The sequence below is a fragment of the Kitasatospora sp. NPDC032757 genome (genome assembly GCF_055579305.1).
Genome location: NZ_JBVINN010000066.1, coordinates 1 through 19504, shown reverse-complemented (window position 1 = coordinate 19504; position 19504 = coordinate 1). Strand labels below are relative to the sequence as shown.

At 74.0% G+C, this 19504-nt stretch carries 16 protein-coding genes and 1 pseudogene; 10 read left to right on the top strand and 7 right to left on the bottom strand.

Annotated elements, in window-relative coordinates:
• Nucleotides 1–96: 96 nt before the first annotated feature.
• A complete protein-coding gene (locus ACZ5WK_RS38475) occupies nt 97–306 on the bottom strand; it encodes a DUF5703 family protein (protein ID WP_037846781.1) in 210 nt (69 codons plus the stop codon).
• A gap of 421 nt (nt 307–727) precedes the next feature.
• On the opposite strand from ACZ5WK_RS38475, the gene ACZ5WK_RS38470 reads away from it, so the two are divergent.
• Complete coding sequence (locus ACZ5WK_RS38470; RefSeq protein WP_396325750.1) at nt 728–1333, top strand: hypothetical protein; 606 nt, start codon at nt 728–730, stop codon at nt 1331–1333.
• A 314-nt stretch (nt 1334–1647) separates the two neighbouring features.
• On the opposite strand, the gene ACZ5WK_RS38465 is transcribed toward ACZ5WK_RS38470, so the two are convergent.
• From ACZ5WK_RS38465 to ACZ5WK_RS38455, 3 genes are all read right to left on the bottom strand, one after another.
• Entirely contained in the window at nt 1648–2208 is a 561-nt protein-coding gene (locus ACZ5WK_RS38465) for a cysteine hydrolase family protein (protein WP_405359348.1), read from the bottom strand.
• Nucleotides 2209–2392: 184 nt separating this feature from the next.
• Nucleotides 2393–4612: a helix-hairpin-helix domain-containing protein gene (locus tag ACZ5WK_RS38460; RefSeq protein ID WP_465554926.1), complete on the bottom strand. Its 2220-nt coding sequence runs from the start codon at nt 4610–4612 to the stop codon at nt 2393–2395.
• A gap of 331 nt (nt 4613–4943) precedes the next feature.
• A complete protein-coding gene (locus tag ACZ5WK_RS38455) occupies nt 4944–5924 on the bottom strand; it encodes an aldo/keto reductase (RefSeq protein WP_465554924.1) in 981 nt (326 codons plus the stop codon).
• Between the two features lie 400 nt (nt 5925–6324).
• Between ACZ5WK_RS38455 and ACZ5WK_RS38450 the strand changes: the two genes are divergently transcribed.
• On the top strand, nt 6325–7371 hold the full coding sequence (locus ACZ5WK_RS38450; protein ID WP_465554922.1) for an LLM class F420-dependent oxidoreductase: 1047 nt from the start codon (nt 6325–6327) through the stop codon (nt 7369–7371).
• Nucleotides 7372–7570: 199 nt separating this feature from the next.
• Here the strand turns inward: ACZ5WK_RS38450 and ACZ5WK_RS38445 are convergent, their stop codons facing one another.
• Nucleotides 7571–8554 (bottom strand): magnesium and cobalt transport protein CorA, encoded by a 984-nt coding sequence (locus ACZ5WK_RS38445; RefSeq protein WP_465554920.1) that lies wholly within the window; start codon nt 8552–8554, stop codon nt 7571–7573.
• Between the two features lie 225 nt (nt 8555–8779).
• On the opposite strand from ACZ5WK_RS38445, the gene ACZ5WK_RS38440 reads away from it, so the two are divergent.
• The 6 genes and pseudogenes from ACZ5WK_RS38440 to mshC all read left to right on the top strand — a co-directional run bounded on the left by ACZ5WK_RS38440 (nt 8780) and on the right by mshC (nt 14605).
• Nucleotides 8780–9496 (top strand): MSMEG_4193 family putative phosphomutase, encoded by a 717-nt coding sequence (locus tag ACZ5WK_RS38440; protein WP_465554918.1) that lies wholly within the window; start codon nt 8780–8782, stop codon nt 9494–9496.
• Nucleotides 9497–9729: 233 nt separating this feature from the next.
• The gene (locus ACZ5WK_RS38435; protein ID WP_465554916.1) at nt 9730–10308 is read left to right on the top strand and encodes a DUF3090 domain-containing protein; all 579 of its coding nucleotides are present in this window, start codon (nt 9730–9732) and stop codon (nt 10306–10308) included.
• 44 nt (nt 10309–10352) lie between these two features.
• A complete protein-coding gene (locus tag ACZ5WK_RS38430) occupies nt 10353–11150 on the top strand; it encodes an SCO1664 family protein (RefSeq protein WP_465554951.1) in 798 nt (265 codons plus the stop codon).
• A gap of 112 nt (nt 11151–11262) precedes the next feature.
• A complete protein-coding gene (locus ACZ5WK_RS38425) occupies nt 11263–12180 on the top strand; it encodes a helix-turn-helix transcriptional regulator (RefSeq protein ID WP_465554914.1) in 918 nt (305 codons plus the stop codon).
• A gap of 65 nt (nt 12181–12245) precedes the next feature.
• Nucleotides 12246–13131 (top strand): annotated as a pseudogene (locus ACZ5WK_RS38420) (dioxygenase family protein).
• A 244-nt stretch (nt 13132–13375) separates the two neighbouring features.
• Nucleotides 13376–14605 carry a cysteine--1-D-myo-inosityl 2-amino-2-deoxy-alpha-D-glucopyranoside ligase gene (mshC, locus tag ACZ5WK_RS38415; RefSeq protein WP_465554912.1) on the top strand — a complete coding sequence of 410 codons (1230 nt, stop codon included), beginning with the start codon at nt 13376–13378 and terminating at the stop codon, nt 14603–14605.
• Between the two features lie 127 nt (nt 14606–14732).
• Here the strand turns inward: mshC and ACZ5WK_RS38410 are convergent, their stop codons facing one another.
• A complete protein-coding gene (locus ACZ5WK_RS38410; RefSeq protein WP_396325740.1) occupies nt 14733–15683 on the bottom strand; it encodes a PAC2 family protein in 951 nt (316 codons plus the stop codon).
• A gap of 346 nt (nt 15684–16029) precedes the next feature.
• On the opposite strand from ACZ5WK_RS38410, the gene ACZ5WK_RS38405 reads away from it, so the two are divergent.
• Entirely contained in the window at nt 16030–16560 is a 531-nt protein-coding gene (locus tag ACZ5WK_RS38405) for an SRPBCC family protein (protein ID WP_465554910.1), read from the top strand.
• Nucleotides 16561–16582: 22 nt separating this feature from the next.
• Here the strand turns inward: ACZ5WK_RS38405 and ACZ5WK_RS38400 are convergent, their stop codons facing one another.
• Complete coding sequence (locus tag ACZ5WK_RS38400) at nt 16583–17671, bottom strand: glycoside hydrolase family 18 protein (RefSeq protein WP_465554908.1); 1089 nt, start codon at nt 17669–17671, stop codon at nt 16583–16585.
• A 145-nt stretch (nt 17672–17816) separates the two neighbouring features.
• On the opposite strand from ACZ5WK_RS38400, the gene ACZ5WK_RS38395 reads away from it, so the two are divergent.
• Nucleotides 17817–19504: homocysteine S-methyltransferase family protein (locus ACZ5WK_RS38395; RefSeq protein ID WP_465554906.1), on the top strand; the 1688-nt coding region annotated here is incomplete at its 3' end.

Below are 19504 nucleotides of genomic sequence, written 5' to 3'. Positions count from 1 at the left end.
GGCGCGTGAGCCCCGGGTCTGGCGTCCCGACCCCTCAGGCGCTCCGGGCGCTTCAGGCGGGGAGACCCGGTGACCGCGCCTACGGCGTGACGGCCGTCACCAGCTCCGGACCTGCCGGATGATCCGTCGCCGTAGCAGCACCGTCCGGCTGCCGTCGGGGAACAGGCGGAGTCTGTCCAACTCCCAGTGCCCGTACTCGGCGTGGTCGGTGAGCAGTTGGCGTGCCGCGTTGCGCGAGGTGCCGCGCGGCATGCGCAGCGACTGGTACTCGTACTCCGGCTGCCGGACCGGCTTCGGTGGGGTCAAAACGCTCCTCCTGAGGGACACCTTCGAGCAAGCCTACGGCCTGCCCCCGACAACGGGCCCGGGTATTTTCGGCCGTGCTCCCACCGAGCCCCCACCCGTGGCCGCGCCTGCGAACCGCCGTCCCATCGGCGGCGACTCGCCCGCACCACGCCTGCGTCGCGCCTGCGTCGAGGCCCGCGTTGAGCCCCGCGATCCTGACAGTGCATCAGTTCCGTTTCTCCTCCTGACGGGATACCCCGATCGCGGCTCGCCAAGCGGCACCCGGACGGCCCACGCGTGCCGTCCCCGGGGTCCGCGTGCGGGGCGTACGCGGGAACAGAACCACGCGGATCGGACATCAGGGGGGAAGTTGCGGTGAAATCGCGGGTGTAGGTGACAACCGCTGTGCGTACCGGCACCGCGGGGAGATAGCGTCTGCACCATGTCTGATGCCGCGCAGCCCACCATTGCCGAGGTACGCGCCGCCGCCGAGGCGGTCAAGGCCGCCATCGACCGTCATCTGGAAGCGGTGTCGAGCCCCAGCGCAGCGGACGATCCCGCTGTGTTCGCCGCCTACGAGCAGCTCGCGACGGCGGCCATCGCCTACGACCAACTCCTCTACGAGGTCTACGACGAGGTCACCCCCTTCGAGGTCCCGGGGGACGAGGGGCCGGGCGGGTACCACGGTCCCGAACAGCCCGAGGCGATCAGCGTGCTGATCCGCCGCGACTACCACGTGGTGGACTCGAAGCGGCTGCGCGCCCAGGCCGAGCGGCTGGAGGACTCGCTGACCCCCGGCGGGGGCGGCACGGGCGGGCTGAACGCCGCGATCGGCGTGCTGTTCGGAGAGTACGAGCCGGACGAGATCGCCGCCCGCAGCGAGGAGTTCGGGCTGGAGGAGGGCGACTCGACGCTCTGGGTCGCGGCGGCCGAGCCGACCGAGCCGGGGGAGTGGCTGCCGGAGCCGTTCGAGCACGCGGACCCGCAGCTGCTGATCTGCCGGTTCGACGTCAGCGAGGTCTACGACGATGAGGACCTCGACGACTGACCCGAGCCGCTCCCGGCGTGGTCCGAGGTGTCCGGGCGGGGCGGCAGCGGGGTGCCCGTCCCGGGCCCGCCCGGCCCGCCTCGGCACTGCCACCGCCCAGGGCCGGTGACGGTGCCGAGGCGGGACGGCAGCCGCCGTGGCGTCCAAGGCCTGCTTTTCACGCCCCCGTTGCCATGAGTGCGGCCTTGTCGGAGCGCGGACAGGCGTGCGTGGACAGGCATGCGCGGGCGGGCGTGGGTGGATGGACGTGCGCGGGCGGACGTGCGCGGGAAGTCGGCGGATCCGACGCCCCGCGCACGGGCCGGGCCCTGAGCTCAGGACGCGCTGCCGAAGTCCACGTTCTTGGTCTCGACCGTGCCGCCCGTCCGCCCGGGGGCTTTCTGGTTGGACCAGTACAGGTTCGTGTGGGCGATGACCTGCTCCGGCTTCGGAGCGCCCCAGGCCGTGAGGTCCTCGGTGGTGTGGGCGTCGCTGACCAGGATCGCGTCGTAGCCCCTGACGAGCGCGCCGTGGAGCGTCGAGCGAACGCAGAAGTCGGTCTGCGAGCCGACGACGACGAGGCGGCCGACCCCGAGACCCGCCAGTTCGGCCTCCAAGGTGGTGCCCTCGAAGGAGTCGCGGTAGAGCTTCTCGACGAGCGCCTCGCCCTCGCCGGGCACCAGCTCGGGAACGATCTGCCAGCTGTCGCTGCCCAGGACCAGCTCCTCGTCGGAGTGCCGGACCCAGACGACCGGGACCTCCTCCCGCCGCGCCCTCTCGACCAGGCCGGCGATGTTGGCGACCACGGCATCGCGCTCGTAGGCCTCCTGGACGACGCCGTTCTGCACGTCGATGACGAGGAGCGCCGTGTGCGGCCGGTTCTCGAGTGTGGTCATGATCTCCCCTTGCTCATGCCTTGCGCAGGCTGGACTCGTGCCCCCGCACAGTAGACCCACCCACCGACACCCGGCCGGAACCGACCCCTCCGCGACGGCGGTGCGAGGTCGGTCCCGGCGGCCGTCAGGTCATGTCCGGCCGATCCTGCCGGGCGCGCGGACGCCAAGGCTGACCGGACAAGCCCTAGTACGCCTGGGCGGCGTTCTCGGCGAGGATCGCGCGCAGGCGGGTGGTGCGGGGCAGGGCGGGGCGCTCGGTGACGGCCTGCGGGAGGGCCGGGCCGGCGGCGTGGACCACCGAGAGGTGGCGCTCGCCGCGTCCGAACGCCGTGTAGACCCACTGGCGGGTGAGCGCCGCGCCCGCGTCCTCCGGGAGGACGACGACGGCGCCCGGCCAGCGGCGGCCGACCGCCTGGTGGACGGTCAGCGCCCAGCCGTGCCGCAGCCGGCCGGCCTCGGCGGGCGGGACGGTGCGGCGCGAGCCGTCCGCGTACTCCAGGTGCAGGCCGGTGGCGTCGCCGTCGATCACCCGGGCGGGGCGGGTGATGCCGGGGGCGGGGGACTCCACCACCCGGTCGCCCGGGTCGAAGCCGCCGAAGCGGCCCGGGCCGGGGTTGAGGCGGGCCTTGGCGGCGGCGTTCAGCGAGCGGGTGCCGGCCGGGCCGCCGTGGCCGGGGGTGAGCAGCACCACCTGCTCGGCAGGGATGCCGAGCGCGCGCGGGATGGAGTCGGTGAGCAGCTGGATGGCCCGGTGGACGGCCTCGCCACCGTCCTTGGCGGTCAGGATGACCACCTCCTTGTCCGGCGCCTCGACCGGCTGGAGCTCGCCGATGCCGACACCCGAGACCAGCTCGCCGATCGGGCCGAAGTCCGGGGTGCGGGAGGCGACCGACGGGCAGACCCTGGCGGCCACCAGGTCGGCGAAGAAGCGGCCGGGGCCGGCGGACCAGAGCTGGCCCGGGTCGCCGCTGAGGACGAGCCGGGTGCCGTCGGCGAGCGACTCCAGCAGGGTGGCGGCCAGCTCGACGTCCAGCAGCGGGGCGTCCAGGACGACCAGGACGTCCAGCGCGAGCGTGCCGTCGGAGGAGCGGCCGGGGCCGGCCGTCCCGGCGAGCAGCTCGGCCAGGGTGACGACGGACAGCGGGCCGTCGGCGAGCGCGGCGAGGCTGTCCCGGCCCTGGTCGGTCCAGGTGGCGGCCCAGGCGCGGAGGCCGAGGCCGGTGGCGGCCCGGACCAGGGCGGCCGGCTCGGCCCGGGCAGCCTCGCCGCCGGTGTGGGTGACCAGGGCGTTCTCCGCGGCGGCCCGGATCAGGGCGGTCGCGGAGGAGGAGGGCGCGGCGACGGCGGCAGCCTCCCAGGCGGCCGGGCCGGGGGCGGCGGCCCCGGCCGAGGCCGGTTCGTGGGTGGCGTCCCCCTCTCCGGACGCTCCGGGCTCCTCGGACGCTTCGGACGCTCCGGGCTCCTCGGACTCCGAGGAGCCGGCCGGTCCATCCTCGTCGGACGAGCCCTCCTCGGCAGGGGCGTCCTCGTCGGCGGCGCCCTCGGCAGGTGCGTCCTCCGCCTCGGGGCCGTCCTCGCCGGGGACGAACGTCGACATCAGCTGGACCAGGCCCTCCGCGAGGCTGTCCTCGGCGAGCGCCAGCCGCTCCAGCGCGAGCAGCATCCGGGTCGGCGGCTCGTCGTCCTCCTCGCCGCCGCCCGCGGCGTGTGCCTCGGCGCCGGTCAGCTCCTCCTGGAAGGGCAGTGCCCGGCCGTCGTCCATGGCTACCTGCAGTGCGGCGGCGGTGTCCGGCAGACCGAGGCGGTCGAGCCCGGCGGTCACCTCACCGATCTCCACGGCGGAGTGGCCGCGCAGCGCGGCCTGCTCCAGCAGCCACGGCACCAGCGCCTGGGCCCGGCGCGGGTCGCCGGGGCCGGCGGCGGGCCCGAGCAGGCCGCGGGCGAAGCCGTCCGCGTGCTCGGGGCGGACACCGGTCAGCGTCAGCACGGCCCACGGGTCGGCGCGCAGCTGCTCGGCGGCGCCGTCGCCGAACGCGGCCACGGCGGCGGCCGCGAGGTCGGTGGGTGCACCGCCCGCGGCCAGCACCTCGGCGGTGTCCTTGAGGGCCTGGGCGCGCTGCTCGTCGCTCTCGGCCCGGACCGGGGACGGTCGGACGGCCGTGGGCGCCGCGGGCTCCGGAGCGGTGCCGGAGTCGCGCACCGGGGCAGCGGAACCGGTCTGGCCGGCGGGCGGGGCCTGGGGCGCCGGACCGGCCGACTGCTTCCCGACCGTCCGGATCGCCGCCGCCAGCGCGGCGACGGCGGCCGCCTTGTCGGTGTCGCCGCTGGTGCCGCTGCCGCTGGTGCCGTCCGGGCCCGGGGCCGCCGAGGTCTCCTCCGGAGCGCCGTTCTCCGTGTCACTCATCGTTCGCTCCAAAAAAGGTCACTCCACTGCTGGGCGCCGGCCCGCACCGGTGGCGGGGCAGCGGGCCGCAGGCGGCTGCCCCGTCGCGGTGAGCGCGGTCGGCATGGTCGGGACGGCCCGGCCGCGCGGGGCGGCTGCGCCGGTGGGGTCGGTCGAGCCGGCCGGAACAGGTCGGTCTCGACGGGCGGTACAGGTCGGTCGGTCAGGTCACATCAGGTCACATCACGCCAGGTCGGGCGGGTTGAGTCTGGTCGGGTCGGGTCAGCTGTCCGGCGCCCCGGGCGGACCGAGGGCCCGCCGGGGCGAGACCCCCGGGCCGGGATGGCGCAGCCTAGAGCTCGCTCCACCCCTGGTCCGGGTAGCGGTGGACCGGCGACGAGATGTCGTCGAGCGCACCGCGGATCTCACCCGGAAGCGTAAGCGCCTCCACTGACAGCGCCGCCTGCAGCTGCGCCACCGTCCGCGCCCCGACCAGCGCGCTCGCCACGCCCGGCCGGTCCCGGACCCAGGCGAGCGCCACCGCGAGCGGGCTGCTGGCGAGGCCGTCGGCCGCGGTGGCGACGGCGTCCACGATCCGCCGCGACCGCTCCCCGAGGTAGGGCTGGACGAAGCCGGAGAGGTACGGCGAGGCGCCGCGCGAGTCCTGTGGGACGCCGTGCCGGTACTTGCCGGTGAGCACGCCGCGCCCGAGCGGGGACGAGGCGAGCAGGCCGACCCCGGCGTCCAGGGCGGCGGGCAGCGCCTCCCGCTCGATTCCGCGCTGGAGCAGCGAGTACTCCAGCTGTGCGCCGGCCAGCGGCGTTCGGCCGTGGTGGGCGTGCTGCCAGGTGGCGGCCTTGGCGAGCTGCCAGCCGCTGTAGTCGCAGACCCCGACGTACCGGGCGCGGCCGGAGGTGACGGCGATGTCGAGCGCGGTGAGCGTCTCCTCGACCGGTGTGGCCGGGTCGAAGGAGTGCACCTGCCAGAGGTCGACGTAGTCGGTGCCGAGGCGGCGCAGCGACGCGTCGAGGGCGGCGAGCAGGTGGCCGCGCGAGCCGTCGAAGCGGCGGGCGGATTCGGGGACGCTGCCCGCCTTGGTGGCGATGACGAGGTCGGAGCGGGGGATCAGGTTGTCGGTGAGCCGGGAGAGCAGGTACTCGGCGCCGCCGTCCGCGTAGACGTCGGCGGTGTCGACGAGGTTGCCGCCGGCGTCGACGAACTCCTTGAGCTGCTCGGCGGCTTCGTGCTCGTCGGTGTCGCGGCCCCAGGTCATGGTGCCGAGGCCGAGCCGGGAGACCTGCAGCCCGGTTCGGCCGAGGTGTCGCTTTTCCATCGGACGGGCCCTCCACTGGCCTTGAACGCGGGTCGCCGGGTACGTCGGCCCGCCTGGCAAACGCGCAGGTGGGGAGAGGCGTCCCCACGTCGGCTGAGCGTAGCGGCCGGTGCCCGGGCTGGTGTGCAGACCCGCAGAACGATCACTGCCCCGCAGGGCGATCGCCGCGGGGTGATCACCGTGGGACGGTCGGCACCGGCCGGTGGCACCCGATCCGGCGCGACCCGGGCTGGACCGGCAGGGACCGTCCCGACCCGACCCGGCCCGACCCGGGCTGGACCGGCGGGGCCCGGCACGGCCGGACCGCCGGGAATGTGTCCCGGCCCACACCTACCGGCCAGTAGCATGGCCGCCGACCGCGCGGTTACCCTCGCGAACAACCGACTGGAAGGCTTGGCAGATGCGACTCGGTATCAACCTCGGTTACTGGGGACTCGGCATGGACGCCGACAACATCGCCGTCGCCCAGGAGGCGGACCGGCTCGGTTACTCGGTCTGCTGGGCCGCCGAGGCCTACGGTTCGGACGCGGCCACCGTGCTCTCCTTCGTCGCCGCCAAGACGGAGCGGATCGACATCGGTTCGGCGATCTTCCAGATCCCGGCCCGCACCCCGGCGATGACGGCCATGACGGCGGCCACCCTGGACACCCTCTCCGGCGGCCGGTTCCGGCTGGGCCTCGGCGTCTCCGGCCCGCAGGTCTCCGAGGGCTGGTACGGCGTGAAGTTCGACAAGCCGCTGGCCCGCACCCGCGAGTACGTGGAGATCATCCGCAAGGCGATGTCCCGCGAGCGGCTGGTCCATGAGGGCGCCAACTGGACGCTGCCGCTGCCCGGCGGGCCCGGCAAGCCGATCAAGCTCACCGTGCACCCGGTGCGCGAGCACATTCCGCTCTACATCGCCGCGATCGGCCCGAAGAACCTGGAGCAGACCGGCGAGATCGCCGACGGCTGGCTGGGCATCTTCTTCTCGCCCGAGCACGCCGCGCTCTCCCTCGACCCGTTGAAGGCCGGCCGGGCCAAGACCGGGCAGAGCCTGGAGGGCTTCGACCTCTGCCCGACCGTCACCATCGCGGTCGGCGAGGACATCAAGGCCGGGGTCGACTCCCAGCGCGCCTACGCCGCGCTCTACATCGGCGGCATGGGCAGCAAGGAGAAGAACTTCTACAACCAGCTCACCCGGCGGATGGGCTACGAGCAGGCGGCGGACGAGATCCAGGAGAAGTACCTGGCCAAGGACTACGCGGGTGCCGGGGCGGCCGTCCCGCACGACCTGATCGACGCCACCTCGCTGGTCGGCGACACCGCCCGGATCGCCGACCGGATGCAGGCGTACGCCGACGCGGGCGTCACCACGCTCACCCTGGCGCCGGCCGGCTTCACCCTCGACGAGCGGGTGCAGGCGCTGCGGACCGGCGTCGAGGCCCTGGAGCGCGCCGGGCTGGCCTGACCACCGACCGCGCCCGGCGGGCCCGCCCTCTCCGGCAGGCCCGCCCCCGGCTCACCCCCTCCGGCCGGCGGCCCGCCCCCGGCCGGAGGGCCCGCTCCCGACCGCGCCCGGCCTGTGGGTCGGGCCCGCCGGCCGGTGCGCCCGGGCGGCGGGGCGTTGTGGAGTCGGGGGAGCCGGGGAGCCGGGTGGAGCAGGGGGCCTACAGCCAGTCGTGCCGCTTGAACACCCGGTGCAGCACCAGGCAGACCAGCACCATCAACGCCACCGCCGCCGGGTACCCCCAGGGCTGGTGCAGTTCGGGCATGTGGTCGAAGTTCATGCCGTACACGCCAGCGATCATGGTCGGCACGGCGGCCAGCGCCGCCCAGGCCGAGATCTTCCGCATGTCGTTGTTCTGCTGCACGCTGACCTGCGCCAGGTTGGCGCTGAGGATGTCCGAGAGCAGCCGGTCCATGCCCTCCACCTGGTCGTTGGTCCGGGCCAGGTGGTCGGCGACGTCCCGCAGGTACGGCAGCGCCTCGTCGCGGACGAACGGCACACCGCCGCGCTCCAGCCGCATCATCGGCTCCAGCAGCGGACCGGTGGCGCGGCGCACGGTCACCAGCTGGCGCTTGTAGCCGTAGATCCGCCCGGCGGTGTTGCGGCCGACCCGGCCGGGCGCGAAGACGTCGGCCTCCAGCTCGTCCAGGTCCGCCTGGAGTGCGACGGTCACGTCCACATAGCCGTCCACCACCGCGTCGCAGACCGAGTGCAGCACGGCGCTCGGCCCGTACTTCAGCACGTCGGGCTGGGCCTCCAGCTCCGCCCGCAGCTCGCCGAGCGGGGTGTCGGCGCCGTGGCGGACCGTCATCACGAAGTCCTCGCCGACGAAGACCATCACCTCGCCGCTGGTCACCGCGTGGCCGCCGGGGTGGTAGCCGAGCGTCTTGAGCACCACGAACAGGGAGTCCTGGTACGCCTCCACCTTGGGGCGCTGGTGCGCACTGACGGTGTCCTCCGCGGCCAGCGGGTGCAGCGAGAACTCCGCGCTGACCTGGTCGAGTTCCTCGGCGGTCGGCTCGAACAGGCCTATCCAGACGAAGCTGCCCTTTCCGGCCGCCCGCGCGGCGGCGAGGGCGCCGGTGTAGTCCGCCGGGCCCTCGATCCGGCGGCCGTCACGGTAGATGGCACAGTGGACGATCATCGGGCCATTGTGGCCCCTGGACGGCGGTGGCGGTGGCACATCGCCCGCTGCACCGGCGCTCGACACCAACCCCACACCAGGCCCGTCCGCCCGGCACCCAACCGGCACCCGGACCGGGCACCGACCCCGCACGGTCCCGGCCGTGCCGGCACGGTCCCGGCGGTGCTGCCCCGGCACCGCAACCTCCCGCCCACGCCCCCTCCGGGAGGCCGTACGCTAGGCCCCATGCCCACCCTGCTGCTCGTCCGCCACGGCCGCTCCACCGCGAACACCGCCGGAATCCTGGCCGGTTGGACCCCCGGCGTGGACCTCGACGACACCGGGCGCGCGCAGGCAGCCGCGCTGGCCGGCCGGCTCGCCGGGATCCCGCTGGCGCAGGCCGTCAGCAGCCCGCTGGAGCGTTGCCGGCAGACCCTGGAGCCGCTGCTCGCCGCCCGGCCCGAACTCGGCGCTCCCACGGAGGACGAGCGGCTCGGCGAGTGCCGTTACGGCGACTGGACCGGCCGCCCGCTGGCCGAGCTGGCCAAGGAGCCGCTCTGGCGCACCGTCCAGGACCACGCGGCGGCGGCCGCCTTCCCCGGCGGCGAGTCGTTGCGCGAGCTGAGCCACCGCACGGTGAGCGCGGTCCGTGAGTGGAACGAGAAGATCGCCGCCGAGCACGGCGAGAACGCGGTCTGGATCGCCTGTTCGCACGGTGACGTGATCAAGGCGGTGGTGGCCGATGCACTCGGCCTGCACCTGGACCACTTCCAGCGGATCAGCGTCGACCCCTGCTCGGTCACCGCGATCCGTTACACCCCGCAGCGGCCCTTCGTGCTGAGGATGGGCGACACCGGCGACCTCGCCTCGCTCGCCCCGAAGCCCCGAGACGGCCACAGTGACCACCGGGCCGGCGCCCCGGACGGCGACGCGGTGGTCGGCGGCGCGACCGGCGCGGTCTGACCGGGGCCGGACGGGTCCGGACCCCGGCTCGGCTCCCCGGGCCGGGCCGGGAGGTCGTAGGGTGACTAACGGGCCCCACCGGAGCCCTGGTCCACCCGAACGGGACCAGCCCCGAACGGCCTTCGAACGCCCCGAACGACCAGCGCCCGAACCACCCGTACAGAGCGACCAGTACCCGAACCACCGCCCCACGACCGACCCCTACAACGATCGACACGATCCGGAGCGAGAGCGTGCCCCGTCAGGTCTTCTTCTACGACCAGCCCGAACGGTTCGTGGCCGGCACCGTCGGCCAGCCCGGCGCCCGGGCGTTCTACCTGCAGGCCTCCGCCCGGGGGCGGATCACCAGCGTGCTGCTGGAGAAGACCCAGGTCGCCGCGCTCGCGGAGCGGATCGAGGAGGTGCTGGACGAGGCGCTGCGGCGCAGCGGCGGCGACGCCGCGATCCCCGCCAGCGCGCCGGTCGACCTGCTCGACACCGCGCCGCTGGACCTCCCGCTGGAGCAGGAGTTCCGGGTCGGCACCATGGCGCTGGCCTGGGACGGCATCGACAGCCGCCTGGTCGTCGAGGCGCAGGCGGTGATCGAGGACGAGGGCGACGAGGACGACGAGGACGCCGCTGAGGCCGTCTTCGAGGACGACGAGAACGGCCCGGACATGCTGCGGGTGCGGCTCACCGGGGCGATGGCCCGGGTGTTCGCCAAGCGGGCGCTGGACCTCGTCGCGGCCGGCCGCAAGCCGTGCCCGTTCTGCAATCTGCCGCTCGACCCGGAGGGCCACCTGTGCCCGCGCGCGAACGGCTACCGGCGCTGAACACCGAGACCCCTCCGCAGGCTGACCCGGTGGCCGGCGCCGCCCTGGCCGCCGACCCGCCCACCGCGCTGCACCTGTTGCGCGAGGGCGAGCTGACCGTCCACGGCCGGCTGACCGACGCCTCCAACGCCGCGCTGTACTGCAGCATCACGCTGGACGGCCTGACCGCGCAGGCCGTCTACAAGCCGGTGGCCGGCGAACGCCCGCTCTGGGACTTCCCGGACGGCACGCTCGCCGGCCGTGAGGTCGCCGCGTACGAACTCGCCGCCGCCACCGGCTGGGCGCTGATCCCGCCCACCGTGCTGCGCGACGGGCCGCACGGGCCCGGCATGGTGCAGCTCTGGGTGGAGCCGGACCCGGACGCCGACCCGCTGCTGGCCCTCCAGGACCCGCAGGGGCCCGAGGACGGCTGGCTGCCGATCGTGCACGCGGAGGTGGGCGACGGGCGCACCGCGCTGCTGGTGCACCCCGACGACCTGCGGCTGCGCCGGATGGCGGTGCTGGACGCCGTGCTCAACAACGCCGACCGCAAGGGCGGTCACCTGATCCCCGCTGCCGACGGCCGGCTCTACGGCATCGACCACGGTGTCACCTTCAACACCGAGGGCAAGCTGCGCACCCTGCTCTGGGGCTGGGCCGGACAGCCGTTGCCGGAGGAGGCGCTGGAGGTGCTGGCCGGCCTGGCGGAGCAGCTGGACGGCGGCCTCGGCGACCGGCTCGCCCCGCACCTGACCGCTGCCGAACTCGCCGCCGCCCGGGCCAGGGTGGACGGGCTGCGCCGGACCGGCCTGCACCCGCTGCCGTCCGAGGACTGGCCGTCGATTCCCTGGCCGCCGATCTGACGCACGCCCGGCCGCGCAACGCCCGGCCGCGCACGCTCGGCCGCACCCGGCCGCTCCCACCCCGCCGGTATTGGTCTGGACCGGTGCGGCTGCCCGGCCGCACACTGCTCCGATGGACGAGCGACGGACCACCCCCCACCCGGACCTGCCGCTGCACCGGTTACAGGTCCCGCTGTCGCACCTGCTGCCGTTCGCGATCGACAGTTTCGACACCATCGGCCCGCTCTCCCGCGCGGGCTTCCCCCGCCGGCACTCCTTCTTCGAGATCGTCCATGTCACCGGCGGTGCCGGTGCCCATGTCCAGGACCTGGTCCACCGGCCGCTCCAGCCACCGCAGTTGTGCGTGATCGCGCCCGGCCAGGTGCACTACTGGGCGGACGCGGACGGGCTGGCCGGGCAGGCCGTGCTCTTCAACGAGGACTTCCTGCTCTCCCACCCCCTGGACCTCGCCGCGCTGCGCGAGCTGGCCGCCTGCCCGACGCTGCGACTCGGCGAACAGGCCGGGCCGATCGGCGCGTTGCTGGCCGACATGGAGCACGAGTGCCGGGCCCGCCCGGCCGGCTATGCGGGTGTGCTGCGGGCCGGTCTGCACATCCTGATCGTCCGCGCGCTGCGCGCCCGCGCCCCCGGTGAGGGTGGTGCGGAGTCGGGTCGGACGGCCGAACTGGCCGCCGCCTTCAGCCGGTTGATCGCCGGCCTGGGCGGGGTGGAGCGCTCGGTGGCCTCCTGTGCCCAGGAGTTGGGGGTCTTGTCCGGGCATCTGTCGGCGCTGGTCAAGCGGGCCACCGGCAGTACGCCCGGCCGGCTGATCCGCCAGCAGCAGACCTTGGAGGCCAAACGGCTGCTCGCCTGGATCGATCTGACGGTGCGACAGGTCGCGCGGGAGGCGGGGTTCGGCGATCCGGCGTACTTCTGCCGCTTCTTCCGGCGGGAGACCGGGATGACACCGGGGGAGTTCCGGGCCGGGGTCGGAGGAAATCACCACGATCCCCGGATCCCGTCCATCGCGACGGCCCCGGGCGGCCCGTAGGTTGACTGCTGGCCGCCGGTGGCCGGCCCGGAGTGACCGGGCGGGCGGACGACCCGGCCCTTGTCATGCCGAGTCGGCCCATGGCCGCGTCCGAAGAGCCCACCGGGCCGGAGAGCCTGATCGACCGCCGGATCAGCCGCAAGTCCGTCCTGCGGGCCGCCGCCGTTCTCGGCACCGCCCCGCTGCTGGCCGGCGGTGGGGTCGCCCTGGCCCGCGACCGCGCCGGCACCGGCGAGGCGCCCGGCCTCACCCCCGCCTGCCACGACGGCGACGCGCCGACCGTCGAGCAGACCGAGGGCCCCTACTTCAAGCCCGACTCCCCGTTGCGGACCTCGCTGATCACCGACAGCACCCCCGGCACCCGGCTCACCGTGAGCGGCTACGTCTTCGGCCGGGCCTCCCTGCCGATCGCCGGCGTGCTGCTCGACTTCTGGCAGGCCGACGTCAACGGCGCGTACGACAACAGCGGTTTCGCCTTCCGCGGCCACCAGTTCACCGACACCCGGGGTGCCTTCAGCCTCACCACGATCGTGCTTGGCCTCTACCCGGGTCGCACCCGGCGCCTCCACGTCAAGCTCCAGGCCCCGGTCGCCCGGTGCTCACCACACAGCTGTACTTCCCGGGGGAGCCGCGCAACGGCACCGACACCATCTACGACGCGCGGCTGCTGATGAACGTCCGCCAGGCCGGACCGGCGAAGGAGGGCACGTACGACTTCGTCCTGAACGTGCCGCAGACGCCCACCCCGACGGGCAGTCCGACCCCGACTCCCACCACGACCCCACCCCGACCCCGACCGGGCAGCCCGGCGGCACCTGGGCCGCCGGAACGCCCTACGGCGCGGGCGACCGCGTCACCTGTGCCGGCGCCTCCTACCAGTGCCTCCAGGGGTACACCGCCGTCACCGGCTGGGAGCCGCCGAGCGTGCCGGCCCTCTGGCGGCGGCTGTAGCCGGCCCTCCCGCAGGGGGTCGTAGCGGCTCCGGCCCGGCCCTGGGAGGGGCCGGGCGCCCGGTCGGCGGAAGGGCCGGCCGGGCGCCACCCGCGCCCTCGCGAGGGGTGCGGCCGCCGTGCGGGGGCCGTCGGAAGCCGGTCACTATCAGTCCCGAAGCGCTCAGGCAACGAAGGCAAACGAATCCAGTCGATCTTGCGTACTGGTTAGGCTTTCAAATGTTCGCACGGTTAAAGTCATTCCCATGCATGCCTGGCCCGCCTCCGAGGTTCCCGCCCTGCCTGGTCAGGGGCTCCCCCTTCGTATCCACGACACCGCTGCGGGCTGTATCCGGGAGGTCGTGCCGCAGGACGGCACCGCCCGGATCTACGTCTGCGGCATCACCCCCTACGACGCGACCCACATGGGCCACGCCGCCACCTACAACGCGTTCGACCTGGCGCAGCGAGTGTGGAAGGACGCCGGCCACGACGTCCTGTACGTGCAGAACGTCACCGACGTGGACGACCCGCTGCTCGCCCGGGCGGTCGAGACCGGCCAGGACTGGGTGGCGCTGGCCGAGCGCGAGACCGCGCTGTTCCGCGAGGACATGACCGCCCTGCGGCTGCTCCCGCCGGCCCACTACATCGGCGCCGTCGAGTCGATCCCGTGGATCGTCCCGCTGGTCCAGAAGCTGCTGGCGAGCGGCGCCGCCTACAAGGTGGACGGTGACATCTACTTCTCGGTCGACGCCGACCCGCACTTCGGCGAGGTCTCCGGCCTGAGCCGCGAGCAGATGCGCCCGGTCTTCGCCGAGCGCGGCGGTGACCCGGACCGCCCGGGCAAGCGCCACCCGCTGGACGCCCTGCTCTGGCTCTCCGCGCGGCCGGGCGAGCCCGCCTGGGACACCGAGCTGGGCCACGGCCGCCCCGGCTGGCACATCGAGTGCGTCGCCATCGCGCTGCAGTACCTCGGCATGTCCTTCGACATCCAGGGCGGTGGCAGCGACCTCTCCTTCCCGCACCACGAGATGGGCGCCGCGCACGCCCAGGTGGCCACCGGCGGCCACCCGTACGCCAAGGCGTACGTGCACGCCGGCATGGTCGGCCTGGACGGGCACAAGATGTCCAAGTCCCGCGGCAACCTGGTCTTCGTCTCGGCGCTGCGCCGCGAGGGCGTCGACCCGGCGGCGATCCGGCTCGCCCTGCTCTCGCACCACTACCGCGAGGACTGGGAGTGGACCAAGGGCACCCTGGACGAGGCCGTCGAGCGGCTCGCCCGCTGGCGCGCCGCGGTCTCCCGCCCGGACGGCCCGCCGGCCGAGGCGCTGCTCGCCGAGGTCCGCGAGGCGCTCGCCGACGACCTGGACGCGCCCGCCGCGCTGGCCGCGGTGGACCGCTGGGCCGCCCGGCAGGAGGCCGGCGGCGGCGAGGACATCGGCGCGCCCGGCCTGGTATCCCGCACGGTGGACGCCCTGCTCGGCGTCGCGCTGTAGGCACCCCGTACGGACGGAAGGGGCGTCAGGACCACTGGTCCTGACGCCCCTTCCGCATGCCGTACCCGTCGTGCCGTCGTACGGCGTCACGGCGTCGTACCGTGACGCCGTACGACGGCACGGAGGACTACTCGTCCTCGGTGCCGTCCTGGCTCTCCCGGGCGGCCGGCGGCTCGGGATCGCTCGGCCGCTCGGCCGTGGCGTGCCCGGCGACCGGCTTCTCGCCGGTCGGCCCGACGTTCTCCCGGCGGCGCAGGTAGCGCTCGAACTCGCGGGCGATCGCGTCGCCCGAGGCCTCCGGCAGCTCGGCGGTGTCCTGCGCCTCCTCCAGCTGCTGCACGTACTCGGCCACCTCGCTGTCCTCGGCGGCCAGCTGGTCCACGCCCAGCTGCCAGGCCCGGGAGTCCTCGCCGAGCTCGCCCGGCGGGATGCGCAGGTCCAGCAGGTCCTCCAGCTTGTTGAGCAGCGCCAGCGTGGCCTTCGGGTTCGGCGGCTGCGCCACGTAGTGCGGCACCGCCGCCCAGAGCGTCACGGCGGGCACCCCGGCGTGCGTGCACGCCTCCTGGAGCACCCCGACGATCCCGGTCGGGCCCTCGTAGCGGCTCTCCTCCAGGTCGAGCCGCTGGGCCAGCTCCGGGTCGGAGGTGACCCCGCTGACCGGCACCGGGCGGCTGTGCGGGGTGTCGCCGAGCAGTGCGCCCAGGATCACCACCAGCTCGATCCCCAGCTCGTGCGCGAAGGCGAGCAGCTCGTTGCAGAACGAGCGCCACCGCATGCTCGGCTCGATGCCGCGCACCAGGACGACGTCGCGGGTCGTCGGCTCGGTCACCCGGATCACCGAGAGCCGGGTGGTCGGCCAGGTGATCCGGCGGATGCCGCCGTCCAGCCAGACCGTGGGCCGGTTGACCTGGAAGTCGTAGTAGTCCTCCGCGTCCAGGGCGGCGAACACCTTGCCGCCCCAGGTTTCGTCCAGATGCGCGAGCGCGGCGGAAGCGGCGTCGCCCGCGTCGTTCCAGCCCTCGAAGGCGCAGACCATCACCGGGTCGATCAACTCGGGAACATCTTCCAGCTCGATCACCCAGCGTCTCCCTCCGGTCGGCGGGCGGCCGCACCCCGTCCCGGCTGGGATGCCGGGGCGTCGGCGGTCCGGCTGCCGACTGTCGAACCTCTCGTCACCCATGGAACGCCTCGTTCCATGGTCCCTACCTGCCCAGCCTACGGGCTTTGATGCGCCCGGCGGCCGGGCACCGGGACAGTCTGGGGGAGCGGGGCGCCGGGAGCCAGCGGTTATCCCGGCAGGCGGCCCGCGCCGGGCCGCCCGCCCCGCCGGCGAGCGCCGCCGGTGCTGCCGTGCCCGAGCGGCGGGGCGGCGCGATGATGGAGGCGAGGCGGGGGCCGGGCGGCGGGCGTGAGGAGCCGGGCGGATGAACGGATGGCTGTGGGTCGGCGTCGGAGCGGTGGTGGCCGCCGGGGCCGGAGCGGTGCTGGCGGCCACCACCGCCGGGCGGCGGCTGCCGGTGGAACACGTGACCGAGGGCGGCCTGGACCTGGCCCAGCCGCCCGGTGCGGTCTGGGACATCCTGACCGACATCGACCTCTACCCGGCCTGGCGCCCGGGCCTGTCGCACGTCGAGCGGCTGCCCGCGACGGCCGGCGGCCGGCCCCGCTGGCGGGAGTACGACAAGCACGGCCACACCACCTACGAGGTGGTGGAGAGCGAGGCCCCGCACCGCCTGGTGACCGGCATCGCCGACCCGGACCTGCCGTACGGCGGCACCTGGACGTACGTACTGACGCCGGCCGGGGTGGGCTGCACCCTGACCGTCACCGAGCGCGGTGAGGTGTACAAGCCGCTCTACCGCGCGATCGGGCACTACGTGACGGGCGAGGACGCCGCGATCCACCGCTACCTGGGTGCGCTGGCCCACCGGCTGGCGTCGGGGCAGCTCGCGTAGCGGCGGTGGGCGACGCCGCGGCTCAGCGCACCCAGCCGCTGCGGTAGTCCGCCCAGTTCTGCTCGGTCGCGGCGAAGTCCACGTACAGGCCGACGCCGAAGTTCTGCCGCTGCAGGTCGTACCGGCCGAGGCCGAGCCGGATGCCCCGGATGCCGGCCTCCACCGTCTCGGCGTGGCCCCAGTGGCCCCACTTGTCCTCCCAGTAGAACGGCAGGCCCATCAGCAGGTCCACGTTCTCCGGGGTCGCCTCCAGGGCCAGCTCGGTCTGGTAGGCGTTGTAGCCGCCGTACAGGGACTCGGTCGGCATGCTCGAGTCGTACGTCATCATCGCGATCTGGTCGACCCGGCGGGCGGTCTCGGCGAAGTAGGCCTGGTCCCACCACTTGCCGTGGTCGGTGAGCGCGATGCCGACGGCGTGCTGCCCGGGCAGCGGGTCGATCTGCGGGGCGGCCACCGACAGCTTGGTGCCGCGTCCGGCGGTGACCGGGCGCACCTGGTCGAGCAGGGCGAGCCAGCCCTTCGAGCCGGGGCGGATCGGCTCCATGTCGAAGTGGACGCCGTCGAAGCCGAGGTCGAGCACCTGGCGGGCGGAGGCGGTGACGCGATCCCGGGTGGGCGCGTCCTCCAGGTCCAGCGCGTCCTTCTCCGGCTTGACCTCGTCGCCCAGCCAGCTCTGCACGCGGATGCCGGGCATCGTCTTGTGGACGGTCTCGACGAACCAGCCGGCCCGGGGGTGGACGCTCGGCGGCAGCGAGCCGTCGTGCTCCAGCGGGCCGGTGTGCACGTAGAGGTCGCGGATGCCGGTGCCGGAGAGGCGCTGGGCGAGGGCGGCGACGTCGGCGTCACCCTTCCGGCCGTCCACCCAGGCGTGACCGAGCCAGAGGGCGTCCCGGCCCCGGGTGCGGGCGTCGGCGGACGGCTCCCCGGCGTACTGGAGCCGCAGCGCGAGCGCCGCCGCGCCGACCGGTGTCACCAGGACGGCCACCGCCACCCCCACCACGACCAGCGACTTCCGCCAGCGGGACCACCCCCGCCAGCGGGCCCGCAGCGCCCGCAGCGGCCTCCCCAGAACCTCCGCGACCCGCCGTGCCCGTGCGCCGATCCTCGCCATGCAGTCGCCCTCCCCTTTGCGGCCGAACGTTCAGGATACGGAACGCACCATCGGCTCCCGCCGCAGGCCGGATACCCTGGCCAGGTGCGACCCCGATTCAGCAGGGTCGCAAAGCCGACAGCCGTCGCACCCAGGGAGAAGCCCCATGGCCACTGCAGCCGCCCCGTCCATCACTCCGCAGAGTCGCGCAGATGCGTTGCGTGAGGCGCTTGCCACCCGGGTGGTGGTGGCCGACGGTGCGATGGGCACGATGCTCCAGGCGCAGGATCCGTCGTTGGAGGACTTCCAGGACCTGGAGGGCTGCAACGAGGTCCTGAATGTGACGCGGCCCGACATCGTGCGTTCGGTCCATGACGCGTATTTCGCGGTGGGTGTGGACTGTGTGGAGACCAACACCTTCGGCGCCAACTTCTCGGCGCTGGGGGAGTACGACATCTCCGAGCGGGTCTTCGAGCTGTCCGAGTCCGGCGCCCGGATCGCCCGCGAGACGGCGGACGCGTACGCCGCCGACGGCCGCACCCGCTGGGTGCTGGGTTCGATCGGCCCCGGTACCAAGCTGCCCACCCTCGGTCACGCCCCGTACGGGGTGCTGCGCGACGGCTTCCGGCAGAACGCGGCCGGCCTGATCGCGGGTGGTGCGGATGCGCTGCTGGTGGAGACGAGTCAGGACCTGCTGCAGACCAAGGCGGCCATCCTGGGCTGCAAGCGGGCGTTGGCGGAGGCGGGCCTGGATCTGCCGGTGCTGGTGCAGGTGACCGTGGAGACGACCGGCACGATGCTGCTCGGCTCGGAGATCGGTGCGGCGCTGGCGGCGCTGGAGCCGCTCGGTGTCGACTACATCGGTTTGAACTGCGCGACCGGGCCGGCGGAGATGAGCGAGCATCTGCGCTACCTGGCCAAGAACGCGAAGATCGGTCTGTCGTGCATGCCGAACGCGGGTCTGCCGGTGCTGGGCAGGGACGGCGCCCACTACCCGCTCTCCCCGTCCGAGCTGGCCGACGCCCACGACGTCTTCACCCGCGAGTACGGGCTGTCGCTGGTCGGCGGCTGCTGCGGCACCACCCCCGAGCATCTGCGGCAGGTGGTGGAGCGCGTCCAGGGCCGCCCGGTCGCCGGCCGTGATCCGCGCCCGGAGCCGTCGGCGGCGTCGTTGTACCAGGCGGTGCCGTTCCGTCAGGACACGTCGTACCTGGCGATCGGTGAGCGGACGAATGCCAATGGGTCGAAGAAGTTCCGTGAGTCGATGCTGGCCGGGGACTGGCAGGCCTGCGTGGAGATCGCCCGTGAGCAGATCCGGGACGGCTCCCACCTGCTGGACCTGTGTGTGGACTACGTCGGCCGCGACGGCGTCGCCGACATGCGGGAGATCGCCGGCCGCCTCGCCACCGCGTCGACGCTGCCGATCGTGCTGGACTCCACGGAGCCGGAGGTGTTGCGGGCGGGGCTGGAGGCGCTCGGTGGCCGGGCGTTGCTGAACTCGGTGAACTACGAGGACGGTGACGGTCCGGACACCCGCTTCGGCCGGATCGCGTCGCTGGCCCGCGAGCACGGCGCCGGCCTGATCGCGCTGACCATCGACGAGGAGGGCCAGGCCCGCACCGCCGAGGCCAAGGTGGCCATCGCCGAGCGGCTGATCGCGCAGCTCACCACCGAGTACGGCATCGACGAGGGGTCGATCCTGGTCGACTGCCTGGCGTTCACTCTGGGCACCGGGCAGGAGGAGTCGCGCCGGGACGGTATCGAGACGATCGAGGCGATCCGCGAGCTCAAGCGCCGCCACCCGGACGTGCAGACCACCCTGGGCCTGTCCAACATCTCCTTCGGGTTGAGCCC